17 protein-coding genes are annotated in these 17,410 nt (G+C 44.4%); 9 read left to right on the top strand and 8 right to left on the bottom strand.

Translation table 11 applies throughout. The features are described from left to right. Positions 1 to 61 precede the first annotated feature (61 nt). The 3 genes from BJP37_RS15930 to BJP37_RS15920 all read right to left on the bottom strand — a co-directional run bounded on the left by BJP37_RS15930 (position 62) and on the right by BJP37_RS15920 (position 2,603). On the bottom strand, positions 62 to 649 hold the full coding sequence (locus BJP37_RS15930) for a DUF924 family protein (protein ID WP_198954063.1): 588 nt from the start codon (positions 647 to 649) through the stop codon (positions 62 to 64). A gap of 21 nt (positions 650 to 670) precedes the next feature. Then, entirely contained in the window at positions 671 to 2,221 is a 1,551-nt protein-coding gene (gene dndC / locus BJP37_RS15925) for a DNA phosphorothioation system sulfurtransferase DndC (protein ID WP_075900192.1), read from the bottom strand. 172 nt (positions 2,222 to 2,393) lie between these two features. Next, on the bottom strand, positions 2,394 to 2,603 hold the full coding sequence (locus tag BJP37_RS15920; protein WP_075900190.1) for a hypothetical protein: 210 nt from the start codon (positions 2,601 to 2,603) through the stop codon (positions 2,394 to 2,396). Positions 2,604 to 2,670: 67 nt separating this feature from the next. Between BJP37_RS15920 and BJP37_RS15915 the strand changes: the two genes are divergently transcribed. Beyond that, a complete protein-coding gene (locus tag BJP37_RS15915; protein WP_075900188.1) occupies positions 2,671 to 4,272 on the top strand; it encodes a DGQHR domain-containing protein in 1,602 nt (533 codons plus the stop codon). Positions 4,273 to 4,327: 55 nt separating this feature from the next. Here BJP37_RS15915 and BJP37_RS15910 read toward each other — a convergent pair whose 3' ends face one another. Beyond that, complete coding sequence (locus BJP37_RS15910; RefSeq protein WP_075900186.1) at positions 4,328 to 4,807, bottom strand: DNA phosphorothioation-associated protein 4; 480 nt, start codon at positions 4,805 to 4,807, stop codon at positions 4,328 to 4,330. A 383-nt stretch (positions 4,808 to 5,190) separates the two neighbouring features. Between BJP37_RS15910 and BJP37_RS15905 the strand changes: the two genes are divergently transcribed. The 4 genes from BJP37_RS15905 to BJP37_RS15890 all read left to right on the top strand — a co-directional run bounded on the left by BJP37_RS15905 (position 5,191) and on the right by BJP37_RS15890 (position 8,679). Beyond that, on the top strand, positions 5,191 to 6,612 hold the full coding sequence (locus BJP37_RS15905) for a DUF2252 domain-containing protein (RefSeq protein ID WP_229415327.1): 1,422 nt from the start codon (positions 5,191 to 5,193) through the stop codon (positions 6,610 to 6,612). 182 nt (positions 6,613 to 6,794) lie between these two features. Then, positions 6,795 to 7,112 (top strand): hypothetical protein, encoded by a 318-nt coding sequence (locus tag BJP37_RS15900; protein WP_075900184.1) that lies wholly within the window; start codon positions 6,795 to 6,797, stop codon positions 7,110 to 7,112. 122 nt (positions 7,113 to 7,234) lie between these two features. After that, entirely contained in the window at positions 7,235 to 8,080 is an 846-nt protein-coding gene (locus tag BJP37_RS15895; RefSeq protein WP_075900182.1) for a YdcF family protein, read from the top strand. A 317-nt stretch (positions 8,081 to 8,397) separates the two neighbouring features. Then, a complete protein-coding gene (locus tag BJP37_RS15890; RefSeq protein WP_229415326.1) occupies positions 8,398 to 8,679 on the top strand; it encodes a YdcF family protein in 282 nt (93 codons plus the stop codon). A gap of 1,331 nt (positions 8,680 to 10,010) precedes the next feature. Here the strand turns inward: BJP37_RS15890 and BJP37_RS15875 are convergent. Both BJP37_RS15875 and BJP37_RS15870 read right to left on the bottom strand, forming a co-directional pair. Further along, positions 10,011 to 10,238 carry a ferredoxin-thioredoxin reductase variable chain gene (locus BJP37_RS15875; RefSeq protein ID WP_075900176.1) on the bottom strand — a complete coding sequence of 76 codons (228 nt, stop codon included), beginning with the start codon at positions 10,236 to 10,238 and terminating at the stop codon, positions 10,011 to 10,013. A 229-nt stretch (positions 10,239 to 10,467) separates the two neighbouring features. Next, positions 10,468 to 12,474, bottom strand: coding sequence for a PP2C family protein-serine/threonine phosphatase (locus BJP37_RS15870; protein ID WP_075900174.1), 2,007 nt, complete (start codon positions 12,472 to 12,474; stop codon positions 10,468 to 10,470). 648 nt (positions 12,475 to 13,122) lie between these two features. Between BJP37_RS15870 and BJP37_RS15865 the strand changes: the two genes are divergently transcribed. Together BJP37_RS15865 and BJP37_RS15860 are read left to right on the top strand one after the other, a co-directional pair. Next, entirely contained in the window at positions 13,123 to 13,554 is a 432-nt protein-coding gene (locus BJP37_RS15865; protein ID WP_075900172.1) for an NfeD family protein, read from the top strand. Positions 13,555 to 13,872: 318 nt separating this feature from the next. Next, a complete protein-coding gene (locus BJP37_RS15860) occupies positions 13,873 to 14,871 on the top strand; it encodes an SPFH domain-containing protein (protein WP_075900170.1) in 999 nt (332 codons plus the stop codon). Between the two features lie 386 nt (positions 14,872 to 15,257). Here BJP37_RS15860 and BJP37_RS15855 read toward each other — a convergent pair whose 3' ends face one another. After that, positions 15,258 to 15,470: a hypothetical protein gene (locus BJP37_RS15855; protein ID WP_075900168.1), complete on the bottom strand. Its 213-nt coding sequence runs from the start codon at positions 15,468 to 15,470 to the stop codon at positions 15,258 to 15,260. A gap of 255 nt (positions 15,471 to 15,725) precedes the next feature. Next, positions 15,726 to 16,136 (bottom strand): Fur family transcriptional regulator, encoded by a 411-nt coding sequence (locus tag BJP37_RS15850; RefSeq protein ID WP_075900166.1) that lies wholly within the window; start codon positions 16,134 to 16,136, stop codon positions 15,726 to 15,728. Positions 16,137 to 16,406: 270 nt separating this feature from the next. Between BJP37_RS15850 and purS the strand changes: the two genes are divergently transcribed. Beyond that, positions 16,407 to 16,688 carry a phosphoribosylformylglycinamidine synthase subunit PurS gene (purS, locus tag BJP37_RS15845; RefSeq protein ID WP_075900164.1) on the top strand — a complete coding sequence of 94 codons (282 nt, stop codon included), beginning with the start codon at positions 16,407 to 16,409 and terminating at the stop codon, positions 16,686 to 16,688. Beyond that, a complete protein-coding gene (purQ, locus tag BJP37_RS15840; RefSeq protein WP_075900162.1) occupies positions 16,685 to 17,380 on the top strand; it encodes a phosphoribosylformylglycinamidine synthase subunit PurQ in 696 nt (231 codons plus the stop codon). Before purS ends, purQ begins: the two co-directional genes overlap by 4 nt. The last annotated feature ends 30 nt before the right edge of the window (positions 17,381 to 17,410 follow it).

The raw sequence follows: 17,410 nt of genomic DNA, 5'->3' as shown, positions 1-17,410 counted from the left end.
GCTATAGTTGGTGTTAATCGTTTACCGTTAAATCTCAACGATTAACTGTAAATAATTAACGCTAAAATGATGAACCGGGCAGCTTTATAAATTCCTCCTCTTCTGGAGTATTAACCCGACCAAGGATTTTATTGCGATGGGGAAAGCGACCAAAACGTTCAATCACTTCTAGATGACGATAGGCATAATTAATGGTACTGGCACTATCGGGATCATCTTTAAGAGTCGAGAATAATTCAACACAGTAGCGCTGATGTTCGAGATTTTCGCTATGCTCAAACGGTAAGTAGATAAACCAGCGCTGGACTGGTAATAGTTCTTTGTCAAAACCTCGATCAACAGCATACTGGGCAGTAGACAAGGCTTTGGAATCAGTGGCAAAAGCTTGGGGTTGACCCCGAAACATATTGCGAGGAAACTGATCGAATAGGATAATTAGCGCTAGGCAGCTATAGGGTGATGTTTGCCAGTTATCTAACTCCCCAGACGCCGCCTGTTGATAGATGTCGAGGAAACGCGAACGCATTTCTTGGTCAAAATCTGGGTTCTTAGTAAACCAGACTTTGCGGGATTTGCCATATTCGGGTTCGTCCGGCTTACCAAACCAGAAATTTAATATCTCATTAAATCTATCCAAAGCCTGTATCATAAGTTACTCCAGTTTTAAGGATTACGAATTTTGGACTGGAAATTTTAAATTTGCCCAAGCCAGCTGCTTGACAGTGTCAACATCCCCTTCATCAGCAGCTGTTTTTAAATCTCGTTTCAAGTGAGCATTAGCGATCGCATCTTCTTTAGACCGAGAACTAGTATCAAAGCACCGCTCCAAAGCCTCATAGATACCAATACGACGAGACCTAGTCACATACTGGCGTTCTGTGTCTAGCAGTTTTGCCATTAGTTCGAGATGCATAGCATCATTGTCACAGATTTCTTCTAAGACCTGCCACTCATCAACACCAAGCAGATGGTTTTCAGCGCCAGGACGGATGTCTTTGAAAGGTTCACCAGTAACTTCCTCATAGATGCGGGGCAAACTGTCGTCAAATTCGTGTTTTTCTTCTAGCCAGATGCGACGAATCTCACTAAGTTCCTCTTGACTAATCAACGTGATATCCCCCATATTTTCTGGACAATTCTGACAAATTTCAGTTTCAACAGTAAGCAATCGCCTCAGCCAATACTCCCGTGCTTCTTTGGTATAAGGACCAGGAATTGGCTCAACAGAGATTTGTCCATCTAAATTCCGTTCATACAGTTGGACATTACCATTGCTACGTCTAAAATCTCGTCGCTCACGGTTTTCTCCAGGCTCCAACTCCTTGCGCAAATCCAGTAAAGGTTCCAGCCATTCCTTTTCTTCGTCATTATCAATCATCGCTGTCAGGGATTTATCCTGACTCACCAATGTACAAACCCAGCAACCAAAACGAGAGCTACCACAACTAGGAGTAGACGTATCTACAACTAATGGACATTCATTATCAGCACTAGCCCCTCGATACATAGCAAATAGATCTTTATTGCTGTATTCCCAAGGGTTTTCCCATTGCATGAGATAGAGCCAAACCTCATCATTTTGCCAATCTTCAATGGGGCTATAAACCAAGGAGTTTGGTAAATTCATATTAGGAGTTAGACGATCACGTACTCGCTTCGCTTCCATTTTTTTCATCCGTCTTGCCCGTTGTTGGCTTTCCGCTTTGCGAGTCCCTAAAACAACAATAGCTTCTCCACTCGATCGGATAACATTCCGAATAAAACGGTTAGAGGGTTTAATTTTTAAACGTTCCGTACACCAGCGAAATTTACCCCGTGGGGCTGGGTAACCTTTGCCAATTAAACTTACCCAGTAGGTTTCTTTAACCTCCGGTTGTAAGAGATGGGGTTCAAAGGGCAATCCTTTAGCTTCAGCCGCCAACTTAATCTGTTTTAGAGAATTGCGAACCCAAGCTGAAACAATCGGATTCTCTACTAAGGTGTCTGTAGTTATCACATAGATAGTCTTAGTTCGCTGTTCTGGTGGCAGAGCTGCGATCGCATTCCATACCAGCTGTAGAGTTGCGGTGCTATCCTTGCCACCACTATACCCTATCACCCAGGGAATTGCGTCTAAGCAGTACAACTGTTGAATTTCAGTGGTCAGAGCAGTAATCTCTTCCACCAGCTTAGCCACAGTGCGATTTTTTGGCTTATTTTCTGAGAGTTTTACCTGATTCATCTGACGTCACGGCAGTAGGGAAACCCCCTCTAGGCAAGAGCGGGGTGCTGACTCTCTGCTAAGACAAGGCTTGGCAGATTGGTCCTTTTTTCGAGCTTATCCCAAGTTTTGAAAAAAATTTCTTGACAGTGGATCTAACGTTTTTCTTCCTAAATTGGTATGATTAATAGTTTTACTCTATCGAACCACGAGTATAGGGAAATAAGCTAATTTGATTGTTAAAAACTTGTGCTAGTGTTAAAACTATTGGTTCTTCGGAACCTGGTGTGTTGGATAAAACCCTGTAGCCGTCATCTGGTAATTGATTGCGAGATTTGAAGTCAGTTTTGAGCAGTTTTAGCCTAAAACACCACGCAGCATAGGTTTCAGAGATTTTTGACATACTAAGTTCGGAAGAACCAAAATATTTATCGATAGCTTCTACAACGCAGCATTATGGGTTTAAAACTATGGTGATCAAAACTGAAAATCATCCCAATGACCTCGCCAAGCAAATACTTGAACAAGAAAACCAAGATCGACAGGCGCTGGCGTTATTGCTCGATAGGCATCTGGCGAGAAACGACCAAATCTTGGTGCAGAAAACTCACATGGGCACTACAGAGGCATTTATTGGCTCAGTCACTCTGGAATGGTTAGCGATTCGCGTCCGCTACGCCTCCCAACTGCCGCTATTTCAGCAAAAGTTTGATCAACAAACAAACAATATCGTCAGGGATGCCGATACCATCGAAGCGCTTCAGCAGCGTCCCCTTGATTGGTCACGTCAAGCTGCTCTGGCTCAATATCTAGCAGCCCGCAAAACTCACAAGTTTCCCCCAGTCCTAGTAGTGCTTAGCTCTGGGTGGGTAGATAATGCCCAAGCAGCTCAGTGGGATAAGAATCAACGCGCTCGGCAGTCGGCAGCTGAGTTCACCAGTTTAGATAAAGATCGCACAGTCGGACTGCTTGATGTTTCAGACCATGTTTCAATTTTTGCCTTAGACGGTCAGCATCGACTGATGGGAATCCAGGCTCTGATGGAATTGATTAAAATTGGTACGCTCCAGAAATATAGCAAAGGCAAAAAGCCAATCGGCTCCTTGATTACAGTGGATGACTTGATTGAGGAGTATCACATCTCGCCAGGTTATCTCCAAAGTCTAGCCACAGAAAAAATTGGTATTGAGTTCATTCCTGCTGTCGTTCAGGGAGAAACCCGTGAAGAAGCACGGCGACGGATCCGATCGATCTTTGCTCACGTCAACCTGATGGCAGTAAGGTTGAGCAAAGGACAACTAGCGTTGCTCAATGAAGACGATGGCTTCTCAATCGTTGCTAGAAAAATTGCCATGACTCATCCTCTACTGAGGGAGATGGAAAATCGTAATCCTCGGGTTAATTGGGATAGCGCTACCGTTTCAGCTAAGTCAACCGTCTTGACTACCCTACAAGCTCTCAAACATATATCTGAGCTGTATTTGGGCTACCAATTCCCTCACTGGAAACCCTGTGAGAAAGGTCTAATTCCTATGCGTCCTGAAGATGAAGAGCTAGAGATAGGAACTAAGACATTGACAGAGCTTTTCGACTATCTCGCTAGTTTACCCAGCTATCAAAAGCTCGAACATGGAAAAGAAACACCTCAACTGCGTCGGTTTAACCATGAAAGGGGTGGAGGAGAAGGAAACATGCTATTCCGTCCAGTAGGACAAATCGCCCTCGTTCAAGCTTTGGGTATCCTAGTATGTAACAAGGATTTCTCCCTCAAAAGCATCTTCGAGAAACTTCAAAAATACGATGGTTCGGGTGGCTTTAGTCAGATCGATCACCCACAATCCCCTTGGTACGGGATTTTGTATGACCCAAATCGAAAGCGAGTGCTAGTTTCTGGACGAGAGTTAGCCTCCAAAGTGATGTTATATCTTTTGGGTGGTGTTACAGAGCGTATGGAACGTGCTCAACTGCGCATAGCTGTGGCTAATGCCAGGAGTGTTGGCAAAGATCAAGGGATCAGCTTTGAGGGTAAATTTGTGAAACTGAAGGAGGTAGGATTACCACCTCAATTGTAACAGAATTAGTGACAGCTCCTACACTTTCCTATCCCGTAAGTGTAGGCGCTAGCTGTCACAAAAATCGACTCAAATCAAACTCCTGTTGCTCATTTTCTGTAGATTCTTTCTTCTTATACCTATCATTATTTAAAATTAACAAAAGTCGCTCTGAATAGTCTACTGCTCCTCGCAACTCATTGCGCAAAATATCAAGCCCTCCATTGGCATACTCCTCAAAAATATAGATGCGTTTTTCCTCAGACTCTTTATCGATAGAGGAGAGAATTTTAGTATCTTTAATCTCAGCGATCGCAATTAATTTAATTACTACCTCATATCCCCTTGAGACAAAAATTTCCAATCCAATCGGACCAGGCTCTCGTTTAGAAATTACCTTCAGGGGCGATCGCTTATTACGCTTTACTCCTAAAGCAGCTGCAAACACCATCACATCAGCATAAGTCTGAAACGGTCCAGTTTTTCCATCGGAAGCGGTTAGGTCTTTCACCAAAGCCGCCTTATCTTTAGCAACCCTGATTCTGTTTCCAGCCATTCTATTGGTATCTACTTCTAATAAATCTTTAGCACAAGCCTAATCGCAAACAGCGTAAAGTGCGGTAATCTATGGATTATACCATAAATAAAAAAGTCAGCTATCAGCTATCAGCTATCAGCTATCAGTGGTTTGAATATAGCGTTTTTTTGTCTGGTGAGGTACATCTTGAAGCTGAAAAGCTTGTTAATTCAGGCTTATGGTTTGCCTCATTGGAGTAAAAACCGCTATAAAACAGGTCAGCATTCGAATAATGCCGAGTTATGTCACAGCCATTAAGCCTGTGGTACAAAGCTGTTCGCGTAGCGTGAGCCTTTAGCTCACGGCTGACCACTGACTACTGAATGCTTACGATTAACGTAATTTTGAGTTTATTGAGTTCAATGATGAAGACTTGTAAACAACCAGTATATGTGAGTGCGATCGCAATCCTACTAATACTGACTAACCTATCCTGTTCTTCCCCCGACCGACCGGACCCCCCAATGAAAACCAAGGATCGCGCAACGGTAGTTGTGAAAACGATTCAGGAGGCAAACACTGACATTTCCAATCAAGATCGAGAAACTAAATATTGCAAAATGGCTTGTTCTGAATTTGTCTTCTACCGTGGCACTAACCAATTATTTTGGAAAGATTTTGCTGGGGATAATCGCCTCAAGGATTTTGGAAATGCCAAAACCAAGATTTGGTTATCCGGAGATATGCATGCCGAGAACTTTGGGGCATATGAAAATAATCGAGGGGAAATCGTTTACGCACTTGATGACTTTGATGATGGGATTATTGCTGATTACCAATATGATGTCTGGCGCATGGCAGCTAGTTTAGCATTGGTCGGTCGTCAGAATGGTTTGTCTGCTGAGGAACAGAACAAGGGGATTGATGCCTTCAGTGAGTCCTATCTTGATACTATGGCTTCCTATCGCGGTAATGATCGTGAACTGGAGACTTACTTCACTAAAGACAATACTTATGGGAAGTTGGATGACTTCCTAGAAGGAGTGGAAGCTAGCGAAAGCCGCCAAAAAATGTTGAAAAAATGGACAGAACTGGACGGAAATCAGCGTCGCTTCGATTTATCCAAGGTTAAGTTAGGCAAAGCTACTGCTTCCGAGCGACAGGATATTCAGAATGCGATCGCAGATTATAAGAAAACCTTGACAAAAAAATTTAACTATGATAATGACTACTTCCGAGTCAAAGATATTGCGCAACGCTTACTGGCTGGCACTGGTTCCTTAGGAATACCCCGGTATTATGTCCTAATTGAGGGTGAGACTCCTTCCCAGAAGGATGACCGGATATTGGACATTAAACTCCAATCTTCCCCTACTGCCTATGATTACCTGAGTCAGGAGGAACGGGAAAAGTATGATAAAAATTTTAACAATGAGGGTCAACGTCACGCTTTAGCCTATCGAGCCTTAACCAAGTACACCGATAATCACCTGGGCTGGATGAAACTAGGGGATGGGTATTACTCAGTGCGAGAGCGATCGCCATTTAAGGAAACCTTTGATATCACTGAGCTAACCAAAGAGAAACGCTTTGTTAAGCTAGCTGAACAATGGGGTCAAGTGTTGGCAACAGCTCACGCACGAGCTGACAAAGATTTCGATGCCACCTTAGTGCCTTATTCCATAGACAAACAGGTGGATGAGTTGACTGACGGTCGCCACAAGGAGTTTCGACAATTGGTAAGGGAATTGGCTTTGACTTATGCTGATCAAGTTGAGAAGGACTATGGTTACTTTATCGAAAAGCTGAAACCCGATAGCTGCTCTAGCGGCAGTTGTGACTAATCCTTTTAGTTTAATTGGCTTTGGTAGAATGTAATCCGTTGATATGGCAGAGGGGAAAGGTTGAATAACAGGATAAGCGGCAAAGGGAGGGTAATTGGACAGTGGCGAGCTAGCCCCTATAATCTATAACCTCTAACCTCTAACTTAGAAACAAAACAGCTATATACCTTAGATTGAATCAGATGAACGGTAAGAAAGACGGTTTTTTAAGCGGGCTTCAAATTTTGGTGTTTTTTATCTTAGCCCTTGCCTTGCTGGGATACGACATCCAATTCAGCTTACTATTTGGTGGCATCGGCGCTTTAGCCGGTGGTTTGATAGTTGACTGGTGGCACCACCCAGACAAACCCAGGGACTTACAACCCCAGCAAGCAGAGTATCCCGAGGAAGGTACTTCTGACTTAACTGGCATCCGTTTAGCTGTACAGGAACGAAAAGTTAGAGAAAAGAGGCGCTCACAAGGGTTACTCAATCCTATTAGTAGATTTTTTAGACGTTAAGCAAGAGGAATTAGTTATTGCTATTGGTCAAAGGTAAATACCAAGATATTTGAGATAGATTAGTGGCAACTGCTACACCACTCTATGGAATAGATGTGGTTTGATCGTCACTAAAATCTAAAATGTTTTTATTTCTCTCAAAGCTATTGCCACTCTTTCTGTACCCCTTGGGCCTGGCTTGTGTGCTACTGGTAGTAGCTTTGGTAATGTCGTGGCGCAACCCTCGCTGGGTACCGATACCCGTGGCTTTGGCATTAATTGTGTTGTTGGTCTCAAGTAATACTTGGGTAACTAACAGCTTAATACGCTCTCTGGAGTGGCAATATCTTCCTACCTCAGAATTACCTGAGGCTGATGTGATCGTGATCTTGGGGGGAGCGACTAAACCGCCTTTTCCACCACGACCTACTCCAGAAGTGGATGAAGCAGGCGATCGCGTTCTCTATGGTGCTCAGCTATACCGTGAAGGGAAAGCTCCCTGGGTGATTCCTGCTGGTGGTCGGATTGTTTGGGGTTCCAGTAGTAATAACTCTAGCCAACGACTTTCTTCCCAAAGTGCTCAATCCTCACAACGGTTGGCCCCTGAATCAGAAGACATGGCACAGATATTAGAAGACTTGGGTGTTCCCAGAGCCGCTATCATACAAGAGTCTAGGTCTTTCAACACTCACCAAAATGCGGTCAATGTGCGGAAAATTTTGGATCAGCGGGATTTGCGCAAGGTATTATTGGTAACTTCGGCCATCCATATGCCTCGTTCTGTCCTAGTGTTCCGGCGTCAGGGTATTGATGTGATCCCAGCACCAACAGATTTTCTAGTGTCTCAATATGAACTGGATGAACCTAACAGTAGTAGTCAAGCTGCTTTGCTACATTCTCTGCCAAATGCTGATCAATTGTCTAGGATTACCCGTGCTATCAAGGAATACATTGGAATAGTAGCTTATCGCATTCGCGGTTGGGTGTAATAAGATTATTATTGTTGCTGAAATATTAGGCTCTTCCGTACTTGTTATGCTAAATAAACACTTTGGCGAAGGGAGCAGGGACTTCGGAGCAGCGATGCAGCGCGGTCTTGGGAAGGCAGCGCGGTCTTGGGGGTCCCCCCCATGAGCGACTGCCGTGGTTTCCCCCATGAGCGACTGCATCAAGACGGGAGCAGGGGAAAGAGGCAGTATTTAGAAAATTTTGTTAATTAAATAGCCTCACAACCCTTTTACAGTAAGCTTTANCCGCTATCATACAAGAGTCTAGGTCTTTCAACACTCACCAAAATGCGGTCAATGTGCGGAAAATTTTGGATCAGCGGGATTTGCGCAAGGTATTATTGGTAACTTCGGCCATCCATATGCCTCGTTCTGTCCTAGTGTTCCGGCGTCAGGGTATTGATGTGATCCCAGCACCAACAGATTTTCTAGTGTCTCAATATGAACTGGATGAACCTAACAGTAGTAGTCAAGCTGCTTTGCTACATTCTCTGCCAAATGCTGATCAATTGTCTAGGATTACCCGTGCTATCAAGGAATACATTGGAATAGTAGCTTATCGCATTCGCGGTTGGGTGTAATAAGATTATTATTGTTGCTGAAATATTAGGCTCTTCCGTACTTGTTATGCTAAATAAACACTTTGGCGAAGGGAGCAGGGACTTCGGAGCAGCGATGCAGCGCGGTCTTGGGAAGGCAGCGCGGTCTTGGGGGCCCCCCCCATGAGCGACTGCCGTGGTTTCCCCCATGAGCGACTGCATCAAGACGGGAGCAGGGGAAAGAGGCAGTATTTAGAAAATTTTGTTAATTAAATAGCCTCACAACCCTTTTACAGTAAGCTTTATGAGTTTTTTGACTTGAAATGAGCGCATAGCAGGTACTGAAGAACCAAAGATTATTCTTGATAATAGCTTTTATCATAGCTATGAGGTACACAGGATTTTTTCCCTCTTTCCTGTTCCCTGTTCCCTGTTCCCTGTTCCCTGTTCCCTGTTCCCTGTTACCTGTTCCCTGTTCCCTGTTCCCTGTTCCCTAAAACCCATGAATTTGCACCTCATGAGTTTGAAGAAAGCTATATTTTCCTAGTTACCATGCCAGAAGAATACCAACGGATTGTCCCAGCNGTTCCCTGTTCCCTGTTCCCTGTTCCCTGTTCCCTGTTCCCTGTTCCCTGTTCCCTGTTCCCTGTTCCCTGTTCCCTGTTCCCTGTTCCCTGTTCCCTGTTCCCTGTTCCCTGTTCCCTGTTCCCTGTTCCCTGTTCCCTGTTCCCTGTTCCCTGTTCCCTGTTCCCTGTTCCCTGTTCCCTGTTCCCTGTTCCCTGTTCCCTGTTCCCTGTTCCCTGTTCCCTGTTCCCTGTTCCCTGTTCCCTGTTCCCTGTTCCCTGGTCCCTGTTCCCTGTTCCCTGTTCCCTGTTCCCTGTTCCCTGTTCCCTGTTCCCTAAAACCCATGAATTTGCACCTCATGAGTTTGAAGAAAGCTATATTTTCCTAGTTACCATGCCAGAAGAATACCAACGGATTGTCCCAGCACCACCACCAGCAGCCGATATGTTTGCCACTTACCAGCTAGCTTATGAGTTTAGCCAGGAAGTAGAGCATCGACAAGAATTTGAAGACTATTGCCAGTGGTATTATTTGACAGCACAACGCCATCAAGAGGAATTAGAAAAAATGCGCAGCGATATCAACCTTTTTGGTTGGTTCAGTCGCCGCAACTCATAGGTCGATTAGAATATACGGATAGCTTATTATCTTCAAAAATGCTTTAAAAAATTAGAGCCAACACGGATAGTAATAGCTATCAATAGATACAGTAATCATGTAACTTTATCCTATCCGTGCCTACCTGTTGAAAAATCGCTCTGATGGCAATTATGATTGACTTTTATAGTATTAACTAATAAGATAGCCGCCTACGGGATAATTTCTAGTTCATCTTCACGGAAGTGAACTTTTTTAAATTTTTTGTCAAACTTGACTTGTATTGGTAAATTGGCGCTGACTGGCCTACCTTGCCACTCATAAATTATTCCGGTAACTTCCCCTTCGAGACCTTTAATATCAAAAGGTTTATTCCTGTGTTCGGGATGGGTATATACCACAACTGATTCTTTGACTCGGACGCGATCGCCAACTTTCATATGATAAGTAACTCTAACTATTATACAGACATCCCTTACCTAAGCTAGGGTTGGCTCAGGCAACCTTCTTATTGTCTCACAGAGTGGGTTGTTTACATTGAGCACAGTTGTGAGCATAAACAAAATTTAGGTTTAATGGCATTAGTTCCCTGGTCTGATGCCGATGATTCTTGGTTAAAATTCTAAGAATAGATTATAATGTAAATCTTTTTCACCCTTAGTTTCACCCTTAGTTATCTGGCAGCTCCTGGTCGGTAGGTGAAGACTCTGGTAGATTTGGATCCGGTGATGGGAAAAAGCGATCGCGCATTTTCTGGAAGCCCTCAGGAGCGAGTACCCATTGGGTAGCCAGTAAAATAGCACCAGCCCCAACAAGTATACCGACTACCCCCAGCAGCCCAAACAAGGCTCTAATCCAATCCCGGTATGAGCGGGTGGTTTCAGGTTTCTTGTCATTGGTTGTAGTTATTTCCGCTGGTAGTGATGGAGTCAGAGCAGTTTGCTGTTCCAGATTAACCACCTGTAGTTCTTTGGAGCTAGAGATGTCTCCCAAATTTAGCACTGTCGGATATTGGGGAGAGACAGCACAGTATGTTAGCACCACCGAAATGTCATCTTGACCATTATGTTTAAACCCTAGCTCAATTAAAGACTCAGCTGCCGATTCGACGGAAATTCGGTGGCTATTGACTTTTTGCGGTAAATCTCGACCAAATTTTTCAATCAAGTTGTTGTTGCTCAACCCATCGGAACACAGCAGCAGCAAACCATCTTCTTCCACAATAAACCGTTGCACAGTGGGACGAAGTAATTCAGCTTCCTTTGTCCCTAAGGCTTGAGTGAGTGCTTGTGCATCAGATCGCTGCAACGCTTGTCGATAAAGACTACGACCAAGCCTGACCTCCCGAGTAGCTACATCATCATCCACAGTTAGCTGCTGGCAATAGTCAGGAGTAAGCCAGTAAGCACGACTATCTCCTACACTAGCGATATAGATTTCGTGACCATTGGTTTTCCCTTCTGGTGTATTCACCATTTGGGGAAGTTGTAGCGCTAGGGTTAAGGTAGTAGCCATGCGACGCCGGGATTCTCGTTCTTGTTGATCGTTACGAGAAGAAATCATATTATTGGCAACCCGGATAATTGCTGATAGATTCTCGGTTACGAGTTCTGGTGTCATCAGCTCCGGATCTTCGTTCAACTCAGCCAGTAATGCCCGAACCTGTAATTTAATCGACTGTAGTGCTAACTGACTAGCAATTTCCCCCCCTTCGTGACCACCAATACCATCACAAATAATCGACAGGTGGGGAATCAAGGGGTCTTGGGATTGCTCTGGGTCTTTAATCAAGTCAGCCTTAGTAGGATAGCAACTGTCTTCATTGTGGCTGTGACTTGAACCAGTTGCGGTGATACCAGCAATTTGTAAGCGTAACGGCTGGTGAGCAGCTTGCTCAAGTAATAGGTGGTTAAGTTGGGATGCGATCGCACTTAAGGAGGGGTGTTCAGTTTGCAGGTGTTGGGCAATAGCTTGTAGCGGATCCGCCACAGACACTGAGGCTTTGCGACACCAAGCTTCCCAGCACTCTCCTAGCTGTTTAATACTAGCATCGACAGAGGGTTCACTCACAGAATTCGGTTCGCCAGGGGAGTCTGGGGAAACCAATGTATCAAATCCTGTATCAAATCCCCTATCCTCTAGACCATTAGACGGTACAACTGGTGATATACTCCTATCAGCCATGGTATCTTGATATAATTCCCGTAGTCGCAGCCGCCACCCTTGAACTCGCAAATTAGTTGGCACTAAAAGGCTAGAAGCCACACCCAATTCTGATAAGGGTATCCATAATTCCCAAATTTGCCAAAGCCAATAGACTTGACGCACTGCGGTCGCAGATGTCCACATCGACTCCATTGAGGGATATAAGTTGCCATTGGCATCAATCGGGGCATTTTCAAGCAAAATGACTACATCTTGACCAGGTGTAGACAGAAAATTCCGTTGCTGTGGCAACTGGCATATCCCATAAACCTCTGGCACATGGAGGCAGTGGGGATACAAGCGTAGGTAAGGAAGAATATGGCCGTTGAGTTGTTCAGGAAAATCCGGTGGCAGTTCTGGCTGCATATCCTGCCAAATTTGCGGGGCAACTACCTGGTAGCGGTCTGCCACTTGTTCTCCAACTGGTAGCTCTACGGCAGCAGAACCCACTGCCCAAAGATAACGATCCACGGCTAATACCTATGAAGTTAATTTACGGCTATACGGTCAAATTCTAAACGGCTGAGATAAATTAGCTAAGGTCCGCGCTTATGCCCCACGTCCCCACTTGCATGTCGGCGTGGGATGAATGGCAGACAAGAACTTTGATACTTTGTGATCATCTATAATGAACATAGTAGGGTAATCAAATTAAGAGCTAACCGCCACCTACTACCTAAAAATAGAACTTTTTTGTTTGTATTGTTCCGGCTAGGAGACGAAATCTTAGGATAGGGTCGCCTTTATGGTCAGCAGGCTATGCAGATGCATGGTTACAACTTTTTGATTAAGGCGACCCTATCCTTACGGTAACTTCATGCGTAGGGGCATCTCGTGTCGTCAATAAAGCTTGCCGAACGCGCCCCGCGTGGCCTACGGCCTTGTATCCGTTCCCGTTGGGTGGAGTTGGCAAGAAGCCTACACTGACTCTGCGAGTTAAGTGTAGGAGTATGTCACAAGAGGGGTTGTTTGAGCTTTTAAACATTTTCTCTCAAATTTGTCTAGTAGATTCAAGAAAATTAACATAACTCAGCAACGAGCGATCTTTGTCTGACCTCAGACAAAATAAATTAGAGTTACCCGCAACTACTTACCCGATACCCTGTATATTATGAGCCGATGGTAAGTTCCTCGATGCTTTGGCTAATTGCCGGGTCAATGCTGTGCTTAGTCGAGCTGTTTGTGCCAACAGCATTTGTTGCTTTCATAATGGGCATCAGTGCTTTGGTGGTAGCATTTTTGATCTCGATTTTGCCCATATCTTATACCCTACAAGTGGGGTTATGGTTGCTGCTTTCCACTGCTTCAGTCTTTTTATCCCGTCGCCTGATGCCCCCTGCTAGAGTGGGCAAAAATTTGGATGCGATGGAAGCTCAAACCTTGACAGAAATTCTGCCGGGGGGAACTGGACGGGTACTCTATGAAGGCAACTCATGGCGTGCCCGTTGTGAAGACTATGCAGATGCGATCGCATCCAACCAAAAAGTCTACGTAGTGCGCAGGGAAGGCACTACCCTGATTGTTGTGCCTCATCACCTATTGCATGACTGAAGCTGATCGACCAAGGGTGCTCTGCCAGCTTCAGGGGATAGTGATGGGTTAATAGGGTGATGGAGTAATAGAGTCAACGTTAGATCTATTAGTCCCCCTAGTTACTAGTTGTTGGGAGTCTCCCTGCTCACCGGGTCCAGTATTTTTTGACAAAAGATACGTGGAACAGTCAGGTTGGACAGAGGGTCATAAAGTCAGCTTCAAGCACTTGAGAATCAGACTAAATCAGTCTAAATTAAGTTTTCTGCCCTTCCCCACCCATCCGCTCCCCCTCTAACAACAAATTTGTAAAACACTACCCGAAAGGGAGGAAAGAGCGTGTCACAGTGGTTTTTACTTGTCTTTTTAGCTTTGGGCGGTTCAGGTCTTCTCGGTTCCGTCAAGATTATTAATCAAGGAAACCAAGCCTTAGTGGAACGATTGGGAAAATATAGTGGCAAAAAACTCGAACCTGGGCTCAACTTTGTCATTCCCGTGATTGAGCGAGTGGTTTACCAGCAAACCATTCGGGAAAAAGTCCTTGATGTGCCACCTCAGCCTTGTATCACCTCCGACAATGTTTCCATTACCGTTGACGCTGTAGTTTACTGGCGGATCATGGATATGGAGAAAGCCTACTATAAGGTTGAAGACCTGCGCTCCGCCATGCAGAACTTGGTGCTGACCCAGATTCGAGCTGAAATGGGTAAACTGGAACTGGATCAAACCTTTACCGCTCGCTCTCAAATCAATGAAACCCTACTGCGGGAATTAGACATTTCCACTGATCCTTGGGGGGTTAAAGTCACGCGGGTTGAACTGCGGGATATTGTGCCGTCTCAGGCAGTGCAGGACTCAATGGAGTTACAGATGTCGGCAGAACGCCGTAAGCGGGCGGCAATTCTGACCTCTGAAGGGGAACGAGAATCTGCGGTTAACACTGCCAGAGGTAAAGCTGAGGCACTAGAGTTAGATGCTGGGGCCCGTAAAAAAGCTGCGATTATGGATGCTGAAGCCCAACAACAGGCAATCGTTCTCAAAGCGCAGGCAGAACGACAGCAGCAGGTTCTCAAGGCACAAGCCACTGCTGAGGCTCTGAAAATTGTGGCTAAGACTCTTAATAATGACCCCAATGCTCGTGATGCTCTCCAGTTTTTACTGGCTCAGAATTATATCGATATGGGTATGCAAGTTGGCACTAGCGAGAGTAGTAAAGTTATGTTTATGGATCCTCGCAGCATTCCGGCAACCATTGAAGGGATGCGTTCGATTGTCGGTGATGGCGACAAGGTTAACCCCAATTCCCTAGGCATGAATGTGAATCAAAGGGGTAGTTGAGAGTAAATCACCCATACCTAGACGGGTATCCCCGTTTAGGTAGGTTTTATGTCTAGGCTTAAAAAATCTTTTAGCCCGAGGAGCGCCATCCCCGATGGCAGAGTTGCAAGCTCCTCGATTTTTTCTATGGTAAAATTAGTGTAATTGACAGTAATGGAAAATTAAGGATTATTCTTGCTTACCATTACCCCGCCAGACCTAAACAATGTAACTCTTGATTGGTTTTGCCACCACCACACTAATCGATAGTATGACGGTTGAATGGTGAAAGTAAAAACAGAGTAAATCCACAGGTGTTAATATAGCCAAGGGATATAGGAGCCTGTTGACAGCGATTCTAGCCAACGCAGTTTTAACTGGTTGGCGCTGGTATAACCACAGGACACCTAAATCCCTTGAGAAAGTTCCTTGGAACAGAACATCTCACGAGATTCTTGCTTAACACAACCATTCATCACAGCTAGCTGTAGCTTCATGAAGGCATTTAAGTCTTCCAGTGGATATTTTCTGGTTAGAAGCTTCCGTAGCTTGTCTTCTTCTGTCACACTCAAATAGCCAGTTTTGAGTGCTTTTTGTACAACTTCCCTGATATTAGCCATAACACAAGCACCTATTAAAATAAGAATGTACCTTCGAGGCTGAAAGTCTAGCAAAAGCCAATTTGGACTATGCCTCTAAAGTACTTATCACCCTTTTTTAAGCTTTTGATTATTTTGATGACACTGAATCCCTGTTCAATGTTCCATTGAAAATTGTACATTGTACTGGGATCGTGTCTTTGGCTAGCTAAGCCGCTAAGGAAGAATCACCAAGCTTCTGTTAGCATTGCTGTTGTAGGTGATTACGGTATTATCTCATTCTGACTCTTGATATTCTGTAGCATTGGTTACAGAACACTGTTCACATAATCCGAAAAATTCCAAGGTATGGTAAAAAATCGTGAATTGATAAGAATCTTGCAACTTCTTCTGTAATTGAGGTATGGGACATTCTTCAATGGGAATAGACATGTCACAATTGAGACAAGTGAGGTGATGTTGATCATTTTGTACACCACTGTAGAGGGATTCTCCACTACCAAGAGTCCGGACTTGCACCATTCCTTCTAGTTTTAAAGCATCCAAAGCGCGGTAAACTGTAGCTAAACCCATAGATTGCTTACGTTTGCGCAGCTCTACATAAAGATCTTGGGCCGACATAGCCCGATTCAAGGTTGTGAGCAGTTTCAGAATTCGCTCTTGAGAGCGGGTGCGTTGGCCTTTCATTAATCTTTTTTTAATATCCTAGAATTTTTTTGATGTTAATGGTGCTTGTTGGTTCAAACTGTAAAGAAGGATGAATGATAAACGGATCATGAGCAACAATGAGCGCGGCTGTGCCCAAATCCCAGGATTAGGCTATCGCTAGTTACGCGCTGTGGCAGCTAAAAAAAATACTAGTTCAAAAAATACTAGTTGCTGATAGACTTTTTTAATCCTTGATCCTTCATCCTTGATCTTATATCCATTATCATTATATAGTGAAAGGGGAGAGTTGTGATTAACAAATATCAGGCTTCTATTTATGTTACACTTAGAAATTCCGTATTGGATCCAGCCGGTGTAGCTGTTGAGTCAGGACTGAAGCAGCTAGGCTATGAGAGTATAGAACAGGTGCGTATTGGTAAATATATCGAACTTAGCCTGAGTGCTGCTAATGAAGATATGGCGCGAGAACAATTGAATCAGATCTGTGACCAGCTCTTAGCCAACCCAGTTATTGAAAATTATCGCTTTGAATTGGTTGAGATTTCAGCAAAACTAGGAGTGGAAGCATGAAATTTGGGGTGGTGGTCTTTCCTGGGTCAAACTGTGATCGCGATTTGGCCTATGTTACAACTAGCTTACTCCAATGTCCAACCAGGATGGTTTGGCATCAGGAAACCGATATTTCTGACTTAGATGTGGTGGTACTCCCAGGGGGCTTTAGCTATGGAGATTACCTGCGCTGTGGCGCGATTGCCCAATTTTCTCCAGTCATGCCAATGGTGGTAGACCATGCTAAACAGGGTAAATTTGTCCTGGGCATTTGTAATGGTTTCCAGATGCTGACCGAAATGGGGCTTTTACCAGGGGCATTAGTCAGAAATCGGGACTTACATTTTATTTGCGATCGCGTTCCAGTTAAAGTAGAGCGCACTGATTTATATTGGACTACAGCTTATCACCCAGGAGAAATTATAACTCTACCTATTGCCCATGGTGAAGGGCGCTACTACGCTGATGCTGACACTCTTAAAGCTCTCGAAGATAATGGTCAGGTATTGTTTCGTTACGCTACTGTTTCAGGAGAGATAGAGACAACAGGTAATCCCAATGGTTCCCTACATAACATTGCCGGAATTTGTGATACCACTGGCAAAATTTTGGGTATGATGCCCCATCCAGAACGAGCAGCTGATCCGATGTTAGGCAATATCGATGGGATGAGATTGTTTCAGAGTTTGTTGAAGACTTTTGAAGATTGCTAGTGTTCTAGATACCACTAATTACCGATAATC

This window comes from Moorena bouillonii PNG, from assembly GCF_001942495.1.
In the GTDB taxonomy this organism is placed as follows: Bacteria; Cyanobacteriota; Cyanobacteriia; order Cyanobacteriales; family Coleofasciculaceae; genus Moorena; species Moorena bouillonii.
The sequence above is the reverse complement of the archived record's forward strand: the minus strand, read 5'-3'. Positions and strand labels throughout refer to the sequence as shown.